Origin of the sequence: Pseudomonas putida (genome assembly GCF_003228315.1) — a bacterium.
Classification (GTDB): Bacteria; Pseudomonadota; Gammaproteobacteria; order Pseudomonadales; family Pseudomonadaceae; genus Aquipseudomonas; species Aquipseudomonas putida_S.
Map to the genome: position 1 here is coordinate 921,466 of NZ_CP029693.1, position 16,260 is coordinate 937,725.

General features: G+C 56.7%; 12 protein-coding genes. 2 read left to right on the forward strand and 10 right to left on the reverse strand.

The features are described from left to right. Nucleotides 1–304: 304 nt before the first annotated feature. The 7 genes from DKY63_RS32865 to DKY63_RS04160 all read right to left on the reverse strand — a co-directional run bounded on the left by DKY63_RS32865 (nt 305) and on the right by DKY63_RS04160 (nt 11,135). On the reverse strand, nt 305–3,124 hold the full coding sequence (locus DKY63_RS32865) for a YadA-like family protein (protein ID WP_110962916.1): 2,820 nt from the start codon (nt 3,122–3,124) through the stop codon (nt 305–307). A 42-nt stretch (nt 3,125–3,166) separates the two neighbouring features. Then, nucleotides 3,167–3,997, reverse strand: coding sequence for a hypothetical protein (locus DKY63_RS04130; RefSeq protein WP_162634854.1), 831 nt, complete (start codon nt 3,995–3,997; stop codon nt 3,167–3,169). A gap of 103 nt (nt 3,998–4,100) precedes the next feature. After that, nucleotides 4,101–5,705: a response regulator gene (locus DKY63_RS04135; protein WP_162634856.1), complete on the reverse strand. Its 1,605-nt coding sequence runs from the start codon at nt 5,703–5,705 to the stop codon at nt 4,101–4,103. A gap of 1,213 nt (nt 5,706–6,918) precedes the next feature. Next, nucleotides 6,919–7,434, reverse strand: a complete 516-nt coding sequence (locus DKY63_RS32115) for a hypothetical protein (RefSeq protein WP_162634858.1) — start codon at nt 7,432–7,434, stop codon at nt 6,919–6,921. A gap of 205 nt (nt 7,435–7,639) precedes the next feature. Then, the gene (locus DKY63_RS32120; protein ID WP_162634806.1) at nt 7,640–7,816 is read right to left on the reverse strand and encodes a hypothetical protein; all 177 of its coding nucleotides are present in this window, start codon (nt 7,814–7,816) and stop codon (nt 7,640–7,642) included. A 110-nt stretch (nt 7,817–7,926) separates the two neighbouring features. Beyond that, nucleotides 7,927–10,188 (reverse strand): KAP family P-loop NTPase fold protein, encoded by a 2,262-nt coding sequence (locus DKY63_RS04155; protein ID WP_110962922.1) that lies wholly within the window; start codon nt 10,186–10,188, stop codon nt 7,927–7,929. 74 nt (nt 10,189–10,262) lie between these two features. Beyond that, the gene (locus tag DKY63_RS04160) at nt 10,263–11,135 is read right to left on the reverse strand and encodes a DNA-binding protein (protein ID WP_110962923.1); all 873 of its coding nucleotides are present in this window, start codon (nt 11,133–11,135) and stop codon (nt 10,263–10,265) included. Nucleotides 11,136–11,213: 78 nt separating this feature from the next. Here DKY63_RS04160 and DKY63_RS04165 point away from each other — a divergent pair, with 78 nt between their 5' ends. Beyond that, nucleotides 11,214–12,362: a tyrosine-type recombinase/integrase gene (locus DKY63_RS04165; RefSeq protein WP_110962924.1), complete on the forward strand. Its 1,149-nt coding sequence runs from the start codon at nt 11,214–11,216 to the stop codon at nt 12,360–12,362. 251 nt (nt 12,363–12,613) lie between these two features. Here DKY63_RS04165 and DKY63_RS04170 read toward each other — a convergent pair whose 3' ends face one another. Further along, complete coding sequence (locus DKY63_RS04170) at nt 12,614–12,889, reverse strand: helix-turn-helix domain-containing protein (protein ID WP_110962925.1); 276 nt, start codon at nt 12,887–12,889, stop codon at nt 12,614–12,616. Between the two features lie 86 nt (nt 12,890–12,975). Between DKY63_RS04170 and DKY63_RS04175 the strand changes: the two genes are divergently transcribed. After that, nucleotides 12,976–13,416, forward strand: coding sequence for a hypothetical protein (locus DKY63_RS04175; RefSeq protein WP_110962926.1), 441 nt, complete (start codon nt 12,976–12,978; stop codon nt 13,414–13,416). A 401-nt stretch (nt 13,417–13,817) separates the two neighbouring features. Here the strand turns inward: DKY63_RS04175 and DKY63_RS32125 are convergent, their stop codons facing one another. Then, nucleotides 13,818–15,302, reverse strand: coding sequence for a hypothetical protein (locus tag DKY63_RS32125; RefSeq protein ID WP_162634860.1), 1,485 nt, complete (start codon nt 15,300–15,302; stop codon nt 13,818–13,820). Continuing rightward, nucleotides 15,295–16,260 carry an ATP-binding protein gene (locus tag DKY63_RS04180; RefSeq protein ID WP_110962927.1) on the reverse strand — a complete coding sequence of 322 codons (966 nt, stop codon included), beginning with the start codon at nt 16,258–16,260 and terminating at the stop codon, nt 15,295–15,297. The genes DKY63_RS32125 and DKY63_RS04180 overlap by 8 nt, the downstream gene beginning before the upstream one ends.

Consider the following 16,260-nt stretch of genomic DNA (forward strand, 5'->3'; position numbering starts at 1 on the left):
AAGCCACCCGTGCGACATCTGCATCAGCACATACGTGGTGGCGCAACCGCAGGATTGCGCCAGCGGAACATGTATCAGCTACTTCTGAGAAAGGCAACTTGGGTCGCTATAAGCGGCTCGCGAGTGACTGCTTCTGGCCGGTTTCAGCCGGTCGCGACAGGCAGAACCGGCCCTTCGCTGTCGTTGGCCAAAGGCCACATGACCACATGACCACCGGGCTGCGCTATCCTTTGTTTTGATCGAAGGTGAGCATGTTCATACGCTTGGACTGGTCCAATGGAATCCTGGCCTGGGTGAGTGAAACTCACCACTGGTAACCCACCCCAACGGCGACGCCTGCATCACCCTGGCTGTTCATGCCGCCTTGCAGCTTGGTGACCCATTTGCCGTCATTGGAAATCTTCGAAACGCCCACGGACAACGCTCCCTGGCCCCGGAAGTTGCCGAGCCCGACAGCGGCCATACTGGCGCCGGGTGAGTAAGGCTGTGGCAGCGTGGCCATGGCCATGGCGCCGGCGATGCCTGCACTGAGCACGTCGTCCTGTTTCTGCAAGTCGTGGCGCAGTGCGTTGTAGCGAGAGTCGGTGTAGTCGTAAAACTGGTTGGACATGTTGCCAATGCTCTGCTGCATCTGGCCGACGTTCACGGCGTCCGTAGGCGCGGTACCGGCGGCGACGTTGGTGATCTGCCGTTCGTGACCGGCGCTGCCAACAGAGACGCTATTGTCGCGTTCGGCCACCGAATTTGCGCCGATGGCGACCGAGCTGCGGCCCCTGGCCTGTGCGTTGGAACCGATGGCGGTGCTGCTTTCGGCTATCGCCTGGGCACCGGCGCCACCGGCCACCGAGTCATTGCCGGTCGCCTTGGGTTTTGGCAAATGGCTGGTGTTGTTGACCTGGAACATGCCATCGGTGCCGTTCTGCACATTGGTCACATCGCCCTCGACATGGGTCACCCGATTGTCGAGGTTGCTGACGTTGGTGGTGACGTTGGCGACATTGCTATTGATGTGGCTGATCGAGTCATCGGAGTATTGCTTTGACTCCGCCACCGCGCCCGACAGCTGACGCAAGTTGACGGCATCGGTGGCTTCCTTGCCATCGGCAACATTACTGAGAGTGCGGGTTTCGCCGGTAGCGGCATTGCCCACGGAAACGGTGCCCACGCTGGTATTGGCCGCATTCGAATACAGCCCGGTATAGCTTTCTGCGCCACGGCCATTGTCGCTGGCGCCCTGCCCCAAGGCCACGCTGCCGTCTGCCGTAGAGGTGGCACCCGCGCCCATGGCGATGGAGCCCTTGCCGGTGGACTGGGCGTTCGGGCCGACAGCAACTGCGTTCGAACCACTGGCGACCGAGTCGGCCTGAGTGGAGTTGGCGTGGAAATACTTGATGCCGCCACCATTGTTGATGGTGGTCACGCTGCCTTCGATTGTAGTGACACGACCATCGATATTGGTGACCAGGGCATTGGTTTCGCCGAGCTGGGCCATGTTCACCGCATCGCTGTCATGCTCGCCGCGCGCCACGTTGGTGATTTTGGTACCGCCGGTTCTGCTGGCGCTGTTATAGGAGGTGCCGGCCAGTGTGACGCTGTTGTAGTTGACGCTGCCGTCGCCATTCAGGTCGTACTTGACCGAGCCCTCGGTGGAGGCGCCGGTCACCTGTTTGAGCTGTGCGACGTTGACCGCATCGCTGTCGTCCGCACCGGCCGACAGTCCGGTGACGCGGCGTTGACCAACGTTGACTTCACCGGTCGCCGTGCCACCCAACAGAAAAGCCTGGTGGCCGAGGGTGCTCCCGTCTGCGACAGACCCGGCGCCCAGGGCGACGCTACCGTCATGGCTGGCCGTCGCTCCCATGCCGATGGCCACTGAATCCACACCGGTGGCGGACGAATCAGTGCCGCTTGAATTGGCGTGGAAATACCTGGTGCCACTGTTGTAGATGTTCTCGATATGGTCGCCCTGGTGTTTCACATCACCCTGTAGCGTGGTGATGTCGCCCTCGACGTTGCTCACCCGGTTGTCGACTTGAGTGATGTTGAGGGTGTTGGCGTTCACCTGCTGGTTAGTCTCGTGCAACTGCGAGCCGTTGATGGCGTCGGTGGAGGTGGCGAGGATCGCTCCGGCCGCTACATTGTTCAGCACCTGCGAGGCACCCGGCGCATAGGCATCGCCCCCTATGGCAATCAGCGACAGTTGATCGGTACCGGTGCGCTGCATGGGGCCGACCAGACCGTAGTTGAAGTTGGTGATATCGGTGGTGTTCTGTTGAACCTGCTGGTTGGTGGCATTGAGCTGCGAGCCATTGACCGCGTCGGTGGAACCGAAGCCGATATCGCCCGCCGCCACGCTGGTGATCCTAAAGTTACCTGCGTCGATACCGTAGAAGTTCACGCTCGGACCGCCGAGGATAGACAGGCCATTCTCGTTGATCGTGGTGTTGCCGGTGGTGACCGAGTCGAACATCGGATTGTCGGCGAGCTGCAGTTGCAGATGGCCATTGGCATCCACCTCGGTTCTCAGGTTGGAACCCGAGTAGGTACCGGCGGTAGTCGAGGCACCTTCGATGAAGAGGGTATCACCCAGCTTCTTGTCCACTGAGCCGGTATTGCCGACAAAAGTCATCGGGGTGTTTGCCAGGTCGTTGAGTTGCGAAACGTTGACCGCATCGCTGCTGTCAACACCGTTGGCGACGTTGCTGAGGGTGGTGCCACCGGTGTGCGAGTAGGCGTCGTAGGCATCACCGCCCAGGGAGATCCTGTTGTGGCTGTCGTCGTCATAGGTCACCGCATCGCCGGTCGGGTTGCCGCTGGCAAGCATCCGCGTGGCCTGGACAGGCTTGCTGACGCTCTCGCAGTTGCTGGTGTTGCCACCGTACTTCCAGTCCAGATCGCCACTCAAGGCGCTGTCCTGGACAACGACGCAGGAAGCGTCGGCGCTGTCGTTGACGTACTGTCCGGCATCGGCGGCGAGCGCGTCGCCCACGAGCAGCAAGCCGAGGGTGCCCAACGCGATGACCACCAGTGCGCGGCCACGTTTGCCCGAATGCCGGGCGAATTCAGAGGCCACACACCAGCAAAGGCGGGATTTTGACCAAACGAGACGATAGATCCTGTTCATGAGAGGACACCTTCCAGGGGTTGCCTGGGACGGATTAGAAAATCAGTGAGTAAACAGTTGCAGGGCGCGGCTGGACTGAATCAGCAGCTGGCGCTCCATGGCCGCAGGTCGGGATTGCTCCAGTGCGAGCTGGTAGATCTGCTCCGCGGCCTGGTGGTCCTGGCGGACGTAGTCGAGGTAGGCACCGGCGAACAAACCGGCTTCGGTGCGCAGGTCACGCTTGGTGGCCTCGGGTACCATCAGGGCGTCGATTTGGGCGAACACCGCCGAAGAATCGGTCTTGCCTTGATAGAGGGCACACAGGGCACTTTGCTGGGCGGTGACCGGTTTGATCTCACGGGCCAGCTTCTGCACGCGCGCCTGGGCCGCCTCCGGTTTGAGCCTCGCGTCGCTAGCGCTGCGCGCGCCCAGCCAGAGCGTCCAGAGTCCGGCGTAGGCTTTCACTTGCGGATTGGGCGAGCGCTTCTGAAGGTCGGCGAATGCGCTCCTGGCCAGGTCGAAACGAGCCAGAGCGGCAAGGTTCACGGCTGAAGGCACCGCGATGATTGCTTCCTGGTCACTGCCTTTGAGGGCGTCGTAGAGCTGACGGGCGCGCATATGACGCCCGTTGGCATCTTCCAGGAAGGCCTGCTCAGCCAGGGCGCGCGTGCCGCCCTGGCCCTTGTTGCCGGCCTCACGGAGCGATGCCTGGGCAGCGGCAAGATCGCCGCCCAGTAACTGCTGGTGGGCAAGCATGACCAACGATTGCTCTGTGGCTTGCGGCGGCACGACGGGGGCGGACAGGACTGTGCCAGCCGTAATCAACAGTGCCATGGCCAGAGTGGAAAGCACGCCAGGATGGCGCGGAGACAAGGGTTTCGAGGTGGAAGTCATGGTGGGCAACTCGGGAAGTCATCGGGTTGCGCACATGCTAGGGAGATGTGATTCAGAGCGAACTCAGAGTCCTTCAGGCGACGTCATCAGACTACTTCCCTACTCACTCGAGGCTGGCCCTGAGTAATTCCAGTTCGAGCGTGACGGTGGCGTCGTTCTCATGGCTGGCATAGCTGAAACGCCCCTGCAGATGTTCCGCCAGCCGCTCGGCATGACAGCGGTCAATGACACTGCCGGCCGCCACCCGACCGCTGATTTCCAGGGTCGTGCCAAGGCGCCCGTTTTCATGGGCTTCCATGTCGAGCCGCAGCGTGATCAGCGCGTCGCTGTCGGCGTGAAAAAGCGACAGGGCACTGCCCATCCATTCCGAAAATAGCCGCTCGTCGACCCAGACCCGATCGGAGTTGATACCCGACACGCCAAACAGACTGGCGGTGTGCCCGGTCAGGCTGTGTTCAATCAGCGCACGCAGCTCACTCGACACCGGCACCGAGGGCACCTGACCGTCTTCCAGGTCGCAGATGCGCCGCAACCGCGCCAGACGCCCGGACAGATCGGCAAGCCCCGGCGTTGTCGGAGGCAGGTCCATGCCCACCAGACGTTCGGCAAGCTCCGTGAGCGAGGCCATGTAGAACTCGGTTCGCTGCCGCAGCCGCGCTTCGGCGCCGAGCGTGCGGTCACGCAACTCGATCAGATGTTCCTCACTGGAGGTGATGTCATGCAAACCGCCGAGCATGCCCGCGGGCTGACCACTTGCATTGCGGTAAGGCACCATCCAGTAATGAACGACCCGCGGTTCGCCAAAGATCTCTATGCGGTTGGTCACGGCAAAGGGAACGCCTTCATTGACCAGTCGCCGGAACGATTCGGGGATGGTCTTGCGCAACGCAGGCGAGAACCAGCGTGCGTCGGCATGCCCTGAGTTCAGCGCCTCTTCGGCGGAGACACGGTAATAGTCGAGAAAACGCTGGTTGCAGAACAACAACCGGCCTTCGATGGTGCGCACGAACATGGGGTTGGGCGCCGCGTCCACCAGACCGCGCAACATGCCCAGTTCCAGCGGCAGCGCTTCCGCTGTCAAGGCGCCGACGCCGCTCTCCTGCCCGGCGACCAGGCCATTGCGTCGCGCGATTTCGGCCAGCTCGACGTTGGAGTCAACGTGTAGTTTTTCGCGAAGGTGACCTTTGTAGGTACTGACGGTCTTGAAGCTGATCCGCAATTGCTCGGCAATGCAAAGATTGGAGTTGCCTTCGGCGATCAGTTGCAGCACCGCCAACTCACGGGGCGTCAGGCCCGCCAACTCCCCTCCACTCCCAGGCTGCATATGCTCCCGGGCGAAATGCGCGCGACCAGCCAGCACATCGACAATGGCCTTGCGCAAGCCCGTGAGGTCCGCGTCCTTGCTGACGAAACCACTGGCACCGGCCTGGAAGCACAAGGGCGCAAAATGTGCCGGGTTCTGCCCGCTGTAGACCAGCAGCATCTGCTCAGGGTCACGAGCTTTCAGCCGGCGCAACAGATCGAGACCGCCTGCACCCGGCAGCGACATCTCGAGAATGACCAGCTGCGGATGTTTCTCCCGCGCAAGGGTCAGCGCCGTGGGGACGTCGATGGCTTCGTCGACGCTACCGTGCCCCATACTCTCCAGCAGGTCCCGCAAGGCACTGCGCACGATCGGCGTCGGGTCCACGAGAAGCACAGTGACCATACTGTATCCTCCTTCCTGGGTGTCCGGTGTCCTCTCTGCGCAATGAGCATAGACGAGCCGGTGGCCCGGAGCTGGGTGCGATGGCGGTGTACTTCTGACGGCTGGTGTCCAGAGCCACCGTTGATTTTGGGGAAGTTGCGGGCCGTTGCGACAGGCGGTAATCGGCCAATAAGAGACAGTGGACATTACCCTCGCCAAGGCGCAAGCGTCAGCCCCTTCAATGTGAGGGCTACACCATGGATGCTACTGAATAACTGCAAGCCATTATTGGTCTTTAGGGGGCGCCTGCGCAACTAAAGGGAACTGCCTAACGTGTGGTATCAGATTTGCGCCGTGAAAGATGTCTTCGTCATCAATACAGCCACGCTTTTGACTCCTTAAGAAGCAAATGCACGACTTTCCGCCTGTGTAATCGGTAAGGAGGTGCACTTGAAATTGTGAAATCGAGTGCAGTATTCCAACTGCCCCAACAGCTCGCACTCGGGTTTTGGTCACAGGGGGGAGCGTTTGATGGTCCGCTCCTAAAAAGAAACTCTTCGTGTTCTAATAAAATTTTCTCGCAAGTAGTACGCCCTCGCGGAACCGGTTTCTACCAGGCCGGTAAGCAGTTCTAGACAAGCTTTGTACATGTTACGCGTCAATGCTGCTCTATTCTCATTTTGTAAATAACGGGCCAAAGACATTTCGAGATAGAAAGCCGTATTGAGCTGCCGGGAAACAACCCTAGTATCCGCCAAATATTTCTCCGCCAAGATGAAAATTCCATCCTCAAAAAACAACTCATGAAAGTTGTACATCAATGAGCTCAGTGCCTCAAAAACGTGATTGTTCTGCCCCGACTTTCTTACGAAGCCTAAAAGGTCACCGACGCCGGCCTGAAGGCATGCGGTTTCGCTTGGGTGGTGTTGCTAAGGGCTGTCGGAGTAGAGCATACCGCGGAGCAACAAATTCAAGCCATGCTGATGTCCAGCATAGGGATCGTTGACTTCTTTCGCCGCGATAGCGTGAAGCTCGAGCGTTAGCACCCGCCATAACGTCCAAATTCCATCGAAATCGCTCTCCTTCTCCATGGCGATATCAAATGCTAACTTGACTAGGTAGGTAAAGGTCGGCGCCTTCGAGCACCCTGCCGTTAACACCTCGCGCCAAGGCTCAAAATTTCTGTCTTTTGAATGCAGCACATGCTCCGCAAAACAGTCCTGAATCTTTTTCTTTATGTCGTAGTGTATTTTTTCCTGACTATCTCGCCGTGACTCTCGGTATTGATCTTCGTAAACAAACCCACGATTTTCTTGAGTAGATGAATGTGGTCATCTTCCTGACTGCCATAAGGAATGAGCAACATGGGCAGATGAATTAGCCATGGGGCATGGCTTTCGAGTGAGTAGTCTTCGACACTCAGCGGGAAATTCCCTGCCAATATTTGCCCCCTGAATCGAGCAATAGTCTCGCTCCAATCCTCAAGCGATTGACTGGAAATATCGACGTCGTAATGATGATGTCTGCGGGTTATCGCCGTTTCCATCCGGAAGCGAGCATGCTCCATTACCCCAGCCAGACAGCGGGATGCAAAGTCACGGTTGCTTAGCAAAGGTAGTTTCGTATTGTCTCCTTCAACGGGGCGCTGACAGGTGATCCGCAATATGAAAAAAAACGGATCAGCATGTCTTCTTTGTTTTGCAGTAGCAGAGGCTTGAGTGAGACTAAAAAGTTCTCGGGATCCGGACATTGCAGGACGGCAGCAATCGCCTCATCTTTCCAATAATTTTCGATGTCCCCATCTGTGAGTATCGTTTCCAAAAAGCCATTCAGCCCCTCGCGAGACTTCAATTTGTAGTGCAGCCATAACCTAAATCCGCGGTTGATTGCGGGTTCATTGCCGATGGCGGTCAGAAAATTTGTTGGATGCCCTTCGCAGGCAATGTATTCGCCCTCTATGAACTGTTCCAGCGCCCAGTCTTCTGTGCGTTCAACTGCTCGGTCAAACGAGTGCTGATGTTGCGAACAAAGTACTTCAACGATTTGTCATCATCTTTCCTGAAAAATTCCAGTTCACTCCCTTTCAGCTCTTCGTGTATACCTTCAGCACTTCGCTCAATTTCCTTGGTCATTTGCTATCCATTCAAATACTTAATGCCTATGTCGCGATTCAGAGGCCCTTAACTCCCTACCGCCTCTGGAGCGCTCTTGTGTTAAATCAAAGTCTCAAATATTGCCTGGATTAATCGTAATCGGACTTTTCTCCCCGCTCGTGCCTTCCCAGCGCCTCTGCAACCAAATCGATGGCCTGAAGTGACTTGCCGCTCAACGAAGCTCGATCGACCTTGTCTATCCATCCTTTACATGACTCGATACCCAAGAGATCCTCAAGGCTAGACGTTCGAATAAAATAGTGTTCAGACACTGAATTTTCAGAGTACCCCGTGCTTTTACTTACCATCGCCTCGGCGAATTGAATGAATCGCGCAACAGACGTTATATGTTTCTCGCTCCACTTTCGGCCGGCGCCGTCAGCAAAACGATTCAATCGGTAAATGTATGAAACGAAGTTCCAATGCGCGATGAAGGCATCGGGATCCTGCGATGCATAGGCGAGCAAATTCAACACGAACATTTGCCTAAGGTTATCGTAGCCGGCCTCGTCCAGATCGGTAGCCTCTAAATCGCTACGCGCGGAAGCTTCTGACATTAGCAAGCGCTCGATAACGACAAAACCTTTGGCCCGCGCGAACGAACTGAGCAGCAGTTCGCTTCGGACCCGCGGTTCTTCATGGCGCTGCAGAAAAAACAACAGCAAGCGGAAGACCCGTGCGGACCCAGGAAAGGAGAACATTGACAGATCCTCTCCATTGACGACCTCCCCGGCATTCAGCAGAGTCACGACCACCGCGTCGGAGTTCTCGAGAGGGAAAACGTCAACACGAGACTCCAGCCTATCTAAAATGGTGTTTTGCTGGTCCTTAGTGTGCCGCTGCAACTCGCCACAGAACCGGGCACTGTCAGGCAACAGAAGCATCAGGGTATGAATCAACGAGTTAGGTATGTCGTCGAGCGGCAGCGCCAACTCAAAGTAGCGATTGAAGATTTCAGCGCGGCATACGCGGGACTCACGCAACCAGCGTGCATGTGTACCGCCTGCGTATGTTTTATTCCTATAGACCCAATCCAGTGTTGGAAACAACTGCTGGATGATCTGATCGACCGCAATCTGGTTATCCTGGGGTGCCAACGCCACGATACCGTCAACCAGAGCCTTGATATGAGACTTGGCGGCTTGATCGTTACCTCGAAGCGAGCTGCCTCCGGTCAACATTTCTTTATTGCGAGCCAGTGCCTCATAGCTCGCCGGGGCGAATGTCCGCAAACACTCGAGCGCAAACAGATCTACTGCGTTGACTTCCGCGACGTCCGCACCACGCAACAATCTGCAATGAAAAGCCAAGGTTGAGGTATAGCGATAGACATCACGCAAACTGCGGAAAAACGGCCGCATGCCTTTGCGAAACATCCCGCGCCAGTAATCGCTATCGAAGTGCTCGCTCAGTTGTGGCTCGCTGGCAAGAATTGCATCCAGTCTTTTGAACAGCGCCGATTCCAAACGATCATTGGACATCGCGGGAACGCTGAATGGTACCTGGATAATCTTCTCCAGGTATTCGGCCCCCTTGAAGCCCGCGCGTTCCAGGCCCTGTTCGACGATGTCACGCTGGAACAGTAGCAAAAACACCACGTTCGGGAAGTCCATATTGCCTTTTACCAACTGGAACAGGGCCTTCATCTGTTCCGATGAGAGTCGATCAATGTCGTCCATCACGATCAACAGCGGATGCTCGCGCTTGGCCAGCAGCGTCCTAATGTCATGTCGGATTTCACTCAGCGTAAGCTCAGCCTCCTTCGCCGACTTATCAATGCTTTCAGCCCGGTCAACCAAAAACTTACCAGTTTTTTTTAGCACCCCAGGGAGTGCCGCCAATGCGGAGACACCGCTCAGTGTGGTCATCAATGTTTGCAAGGCGGGATTCGTGATCCAAATCCCGAGGTAGGATGTGACCAGCGCCGAACCGAGAAACAGCGGTAGGTAGCGGGTCACTCCATCCACCAACTCTGCGCTGGTGTTAATCCGCCGCCCATACTGGTGCAGGATCTTGGCCAGTTTCTTTCCGTCCTTGCTTTTGTCCTTGCGTCGAACGGCACGCGAGACCTCTTCGAAAAACGACGCGCTCAGTTTCTCCTGGCCGGTCCACTCCCATGGGTTGTATTCAATGACTTCAAGCTGTGGTGTGGCAGCTAACCCCTGAATGGCCAGATTTTTGATCGAACTCTTGCCGCTACCCCATAACCCCGTCAGGGCAATGACCAGACTTTCCTGGTTTTTCCAGCCGACAATGGCGTTCGCAAGATTTTGAGCAAAAGTGGATCGCCCTAGCAGATCCTCGTCGGCAGCTATGATCGGTCGGTCATTAGCGAAACCCAATTCATCCATCGTACATTCCTTGTGTGTTGTCATTTCAGCCGTTGAAGCTCAGGTGCCTTATGCCGAAGAACTAGCCTGGCTGCTTACTTCGCAGGCTTGGGCTGGAGCTTTTTCCTCACACGGGTCTTGCGTTCGCTGACCGGCGATGAGCGCAGTTGCACTACCAATTGTTCCAGCGTGTCGCTACGTGCCTGCTGCGCTGCGGCGTTTTGCAGTGCTTGGCCCAACTCGGCCTGTATGCCTTCGATCCGTTGCTGCAACTGCTCAATGTGGTTGCCGGCTTCTTTCACTTGGACGATCCTGCGCTTACCCTCTTCCCGGGCACGATCGACTTCACGATGTGCACGATCCTCGACTCCGCGCACGTAGCTCTCCTGCGCGATGCGCTCCTGCTCGGCCTTGAGTCGCGCCTCCTGCAGATCCTGCTGTAACGTCTGGTTGTGCTGCTGCGCTTCACGGCGCTCGTGCAGCAAACCTTCACGTTGCTGCTGCAGGTCCTCGATCTGCGCTGCGCGCTGCGCCAACAACAGTTCCAGATCGGCCAGGCGCAACTCCGCCGCCTGGCGTGCGGCCACGGCCTCCGCCGTCTGTTGGCGAAACTGCGCCGCGTCCTGGCGCGCCTGGTCCTCTACCGCGGCGACTCGCTCACGCTCGGCTGCCAGGACCTGTCGTTGTTTCTCCAAGGCTTGCTCGGCGACACCCTGCGCCAGATTAATCGCCTGTTGCCACACCGTGACGAACGCCTGCGCCACCTCGCCCGGCAACGCCGGCAGACGGGTCTCACCGTTCAGCCGTTCCGCCAGGCGCGCCCACCATTGATCGAGCAGCCCACCGACCCGCGCCGGACTGCCGCGCCCGAGCTCCAGGCGCACGCGCTCCACCGTCGGGCGTTCGCCGCGGGCGAGCACCGCATCCGCCGCCGCAAACACCTGGTTTTCCGGCACCCCTACTGCCATCGTCACCCTCCGGGTATATTAGGTCTGATAATGAAAGATTATCCGACGTTATTTTCTGATTAATGGATTTATCATACGTTGAACGTATTAAATATTACAGATCAATTACCCCTAGTCGACGAAACCCAACTGGACCCGCATTTTCTGGCGCTCAACGCCCAGGAAGCCGCGTCGGCGTTTATCGCCGCCGGTACCGCGGCCAATACCGTGCGCAGTTATCGCAGCGCCCTCGCCTACTGGTCGGCCTGGTTGCAGTTGCGTTACGGCCAGGCGCTGGGCGATGCGCCATTGCCCGCCACCGTAGCGATTCAGTTCGCCCTCGATCACCTGGCCCGGCCGTTGGCCGACGGCAGCTGGGTCCACCTGTTGCCACCGTCAATCGACGCGGGACTGGTCACCGCGCGGGTCAAGGCCAAGTTGGGACCGCTGGCGTTCAACACGGTCAGCCACCGTCTGGCGGTTCTCGGCAAATGGCACCGGCTCAACGAGTGGGACAGCCCGACCGAAGCGTCGGCGTTGAAGACCCTGCTGCGTGACGCGCGCAAGGCGCAGTCGCGCCAGGGCGTGAACGTGCGCAAGAAAACCGCGATCGTGCTCGAGCCGTTGCAGGCGCTGCTCGCCACCTGCGACGACGGCGTGCGCGGCATTCGCGACCGCGCCCTGCTCCTGCTGGCCTGGAGCGGTGGCGGGCGCCGCCGCTCGGAAGTGGTCAGCCTGCAAGTCGGTGATGTGCGCCAATTGGATGCCGACACCTGGCTGTACGCCTTGGGCACGACCAAGACCGATACCGGCGGTGTGCGCCGCGAGAAGCCGCTGCGCGGCCCGGCTGCCGCCGCGCTGGCGGCTTGGCTGGGGGCGGCACCGGCCGTTTCCGGACCGCTGTTTCGCCGGCTGTATAAAGGGGGCAAGGTCAGCGCTGATGGGCTGTCGAACGACCAGGTGGCGCGCATTGTCCAGCGCCGAGCGAGATTAGCGGGACTTGAAGGCGATTGGGCGGCACACAGCTTGCGCTCGGGTTTTGTCACAGAAGCTGGACGCCAGGGGGTAGCGCTGGGTGAAGTGATGGCCATGACCGAACACCGAAGTGTGACCACGGTGATGGGCTACTTCCAGGCGGGTTCGTTGCTCAACAGCCGTGCCACGTCATTGCTGGTGGATAGCGAAGCGCTCACGCAAGGCGGTCCGCCGAAGGCTGAAACTACCGAACCCGACTTAGGCGAAGAATGACACTCCTGGGATTCGTCGGTATTACCGGGCGGATGCTTTGTTCCGCGCACGCTTCCGGGTCGGCTTTGCCATCAACGAGCAGTGACGCGAGCAACTGGCGCGCCGCGTTGGGCCGCGCGAGTCATTAAGCCACCTCTGGTTAGAGCGGCTCGGTCCGGCCCCACGGCCCATCGCCTAACCGATTCAGTGCGGCCTCACCCTCAAGGGAGGCGGCTCGCGAACTCACCACTCATATTGGAGTGCGGGAGAACTCAGGCCGGCTGCGCTTCACGCTGGACGACAGCCAGCAATGCCTCCAGCGTCTGGTCTGGCTCAAGGACCAGGAAGCTTTCAGCGATCAACGTCAACGGATGAATCTGCAGGACAGAGGCCAGCTCCATCACCTTCTCGAGCGTGGGGCATTTCTGCCCCCGCTCCAGGGTGCTGAGATAAGTTCGGCTGCTCACGTCGGAAAAATCTTCTTGGGTCAACTTACGCTCCAGCCGCCGCGCCTTTAACGCCGTCCCAAAGGCCTGTTTCAGTTCCATTTGCATCGCTCACAAAAGGAACGATGAAGCCTTTTTGAATACTTTAGGGCTACAATCTATAGGGTTCGTTTTGTGAGGGCGTCACTATGTTTTTTACCCAGCCAGCTGCGGAATTCCTCCCTCCCGTGGCGTTTGACTTGAAAATCAAGCGCTGGAGCGTCGTCGAACGGGATCTCAACGACCCTTGGTTTCATGTGTGCATCAAGATGACGGAAGAAGAAATGGAGTTCGGTCGCATCCTGCTGATCTCCGACGTGGGGTACCTGGAGCGCGTGCTCAATGAAGTCTCACCGTTCGGGTCGGTGTATTCGGTGATGATCATGACCCCACCTCGAATGAATGCTTCGGCACACTGGCGCATGGAACAGGTGCTGACCATCAACACCGTGCCAGGAGAATCCTCAGGGCAACCTCGCGTTCGCCTGACCGTGGAACATGGGAAAACCTATGACCTGCTTCATGGCAAGACGATCGAGCAGACAGGGGTGGGGTCGCGATGCATCTACTCAGCCTCACAGCTAGGATGACACCTCGTTCCAAAGCACTGAGGAGGCACTCGCGTGTCATCCTTGGCGACTTGCCTCAGTCGCTTAAAGAGAAGCGCAGCATAGAGAGCAAAGCCCCAAATGCTACCGCTAAGTGAGCCGCCCCATCAGCAGAGGCCTGCGCCTGAGAAAACGAACCAGTCTGGCGGGTGACCGAACCCACCATCTGCGCGTGTTGACCTGGCAGACTGGGCGTGAATGCAAACAGCACCTCGCAGCTAATAAACAATCAGGAGCCATTCCTACCTGACGGCACATTTAGAAAGCCGGTGCCGCAAGCATTACGGCTGGTGCCTAGGTCGAGCGGGATGCCGTTTAGACGATAGCTACACAAGGCACAACCTCCCAGCAAGGAGCCACCGTTGACCGTTTGGACAACGTTACTAGCCTGCAACCACCATGGCTGACTGCCCGCCTCGCTTCGAATGCGCACCACGCCAAAAGCGCAGTAGAACATGCCGCTTCGCCTCATATGCCCAGTTGTAAACATTCCAGGTCGCCTGTTCATTGATAAAGGCCGATTGCTTGAGGCGACTTAAGCAGCGCTTGGCGCATTTGTGCGCTAACACGTTCGGTGAGATGCAGAGACCACTGATCACCGTATTTTCTCCATAACAAAGCACACAGTCTTCGCCCAAGGTCAGCGGAGGGGCACTCGAACAAATCTCGACAGAGAATCGATCTTGAAAGCCGCGACACTTTTCACATTCTCGCTCTATACCGCCCCACAATGCATAAAAATGGAGAAGCCACAGTAAACCGACATCTGCTAAGTCAACGGGACAAAGGTTACGGCGAAACTGGATGAAGTTGATCCGGTCGTACTGACTGAAACCGGTAGCGGCATCCCATTGAAGCGCCATCAGCCACACCAGAAAAGCTGACGACACCGAGCAGGCGTTGGTTACGTCCAATGCGTGCAGTTTGATGGGGTCGAAGTGGGACAATTCGTTCCAGCATTTTTTGTGGCTCCTCACGAATCTGTTAAATAGATGGCGCCGAATCGATTTGAACAGCGCAATGTAATCAGCACCAGCTTCCGCCACCTTGTTTGACGCGGCACAATCGATGTCTGCAAGCCGGAAATCAGCCCGACCAAATTCTGGCCCGATTCGACGCCTATTAGGTCGCCATGGGCAGCAACCGATCAGTGCCTCTACATGACGCAGGCACACATCGAATAGGTGTTCTTGTTGAGATGAAGAATCCAGCACTAAACTTAGTGAATTCACCACCCTTCCGGGAGCGCCTAGCGAACTGCTCTTGCGGAGCCATGCAATTACCTCCATGCTTCTGGTTATAATAATATCAAGCGGCAAACTCGTTACATTCTGGACATGCAATGTTCCGCTAGACAGGAAATGAAAGTGTCCACAAGACAAGGACACCTCATACATACAACCATCTCGAGTAATCATCTGCACTGGGGTGATGGTTAACCCGCCAACCTGAAATGCGCGAGAGCAAACTTTGCACGGTATTAACGGACAACCGTGCCAAGGACAATGCGTAAGAATTTCAAACTGAAACAGTACCGAATGATAGCCGTGCTTAATGCACTCGGAACAATGACGAATGGGAGGATGTCCGGCTTGTCTGATCGGAAAAATTTGATCCACAAAAGATCTACGCAACACCCAAGTAGGTAGGTGGGTGGCTTTGCTAAACTTGGGCATATCGATCCAATCGCTAGCCCAATATCGAACTGGACGCGGTTGACACAATGGGTCCAGCGCGAGAACTTCAAACAGAGTGGACGGTTCAATTAAGTTAAAAGCACAGGCTTTGATCATCAGCGCCCAGGATGATTCGAAAGGAATGGGTGGGCGCGGCCCTAAATCGATGCTCATCGTCATACTTTCATTCAATCTCGATTCCTTTGATCAATTCCATATACTCGTAAATATTGCTTCGATCCAATGCAGAATTAATGGCATCATCAGAAAGGGTAAACTCGGTGCCGTCGTGTTTTCTGCCATACACGAGTGAAGCTTCGACAATACGAAAGATGTACTCCAGAGGCACTGATGGTAGGAAGCTTTCTCCCACCCGAATTTCCAACAAGTGCCATATGCGCTCATGCTGGGTAGATAACCTAAATCCAGCGGCAAACGCCTTAGGGAGAAAAAATCGTGTGTAACTCCAACCAGAATCAACCGGGTATTGTTTTTCATGGTCAAATTGAAACAGGATATTCATAAAACATTCGGAAGAGAGACAACCATCAAATTGAATGGCCTCGCTGAGAAAGCGAGCAACGAGGTTATAGGCTTTCATGGTGATAAGCAGTGAGCGTCGCTTAAGTATTGTAGGCTGCCCAAATCCCACGGTCGTCATGCTGATCCCTTCAGCCGTGAGTCGATTATGGATCACCAGCAAAGTCTCATAATTCTCCAAAGTCAGTTGCTGCATTTCATCGATGATCAACACGAAATGATTTCCGCCGATCTTGGATAATTGGGATCTTACATGCAGAATAATTTTTTCGATCATGAGTGAGTAGGATTCGCGGTCTTTTTTTACCAGCTTAAGTGATACCACGAGATCTCTCGTAAAACTGGCCATACGATTGCTGTCGGCAATATGATAGGCGGGGTACTTATCAGGAAATTCGGCGACAAGGAGCTCCATGACCGCTAGCGCGCAACGACTTTTCCCCATTCGGGGCGTGGCGTACATAAACAGCCCGGTATGCCTGAGCCATACCATTTCACGAATCATTGAATACGCGTCTTTGATCATCGGCGTGATGACCGTGTATTGTTTGATAATGATTGGGTGTTTATCGAGCATCCTTTCTCGTATGTCAGTGTCATTGAGATCCAT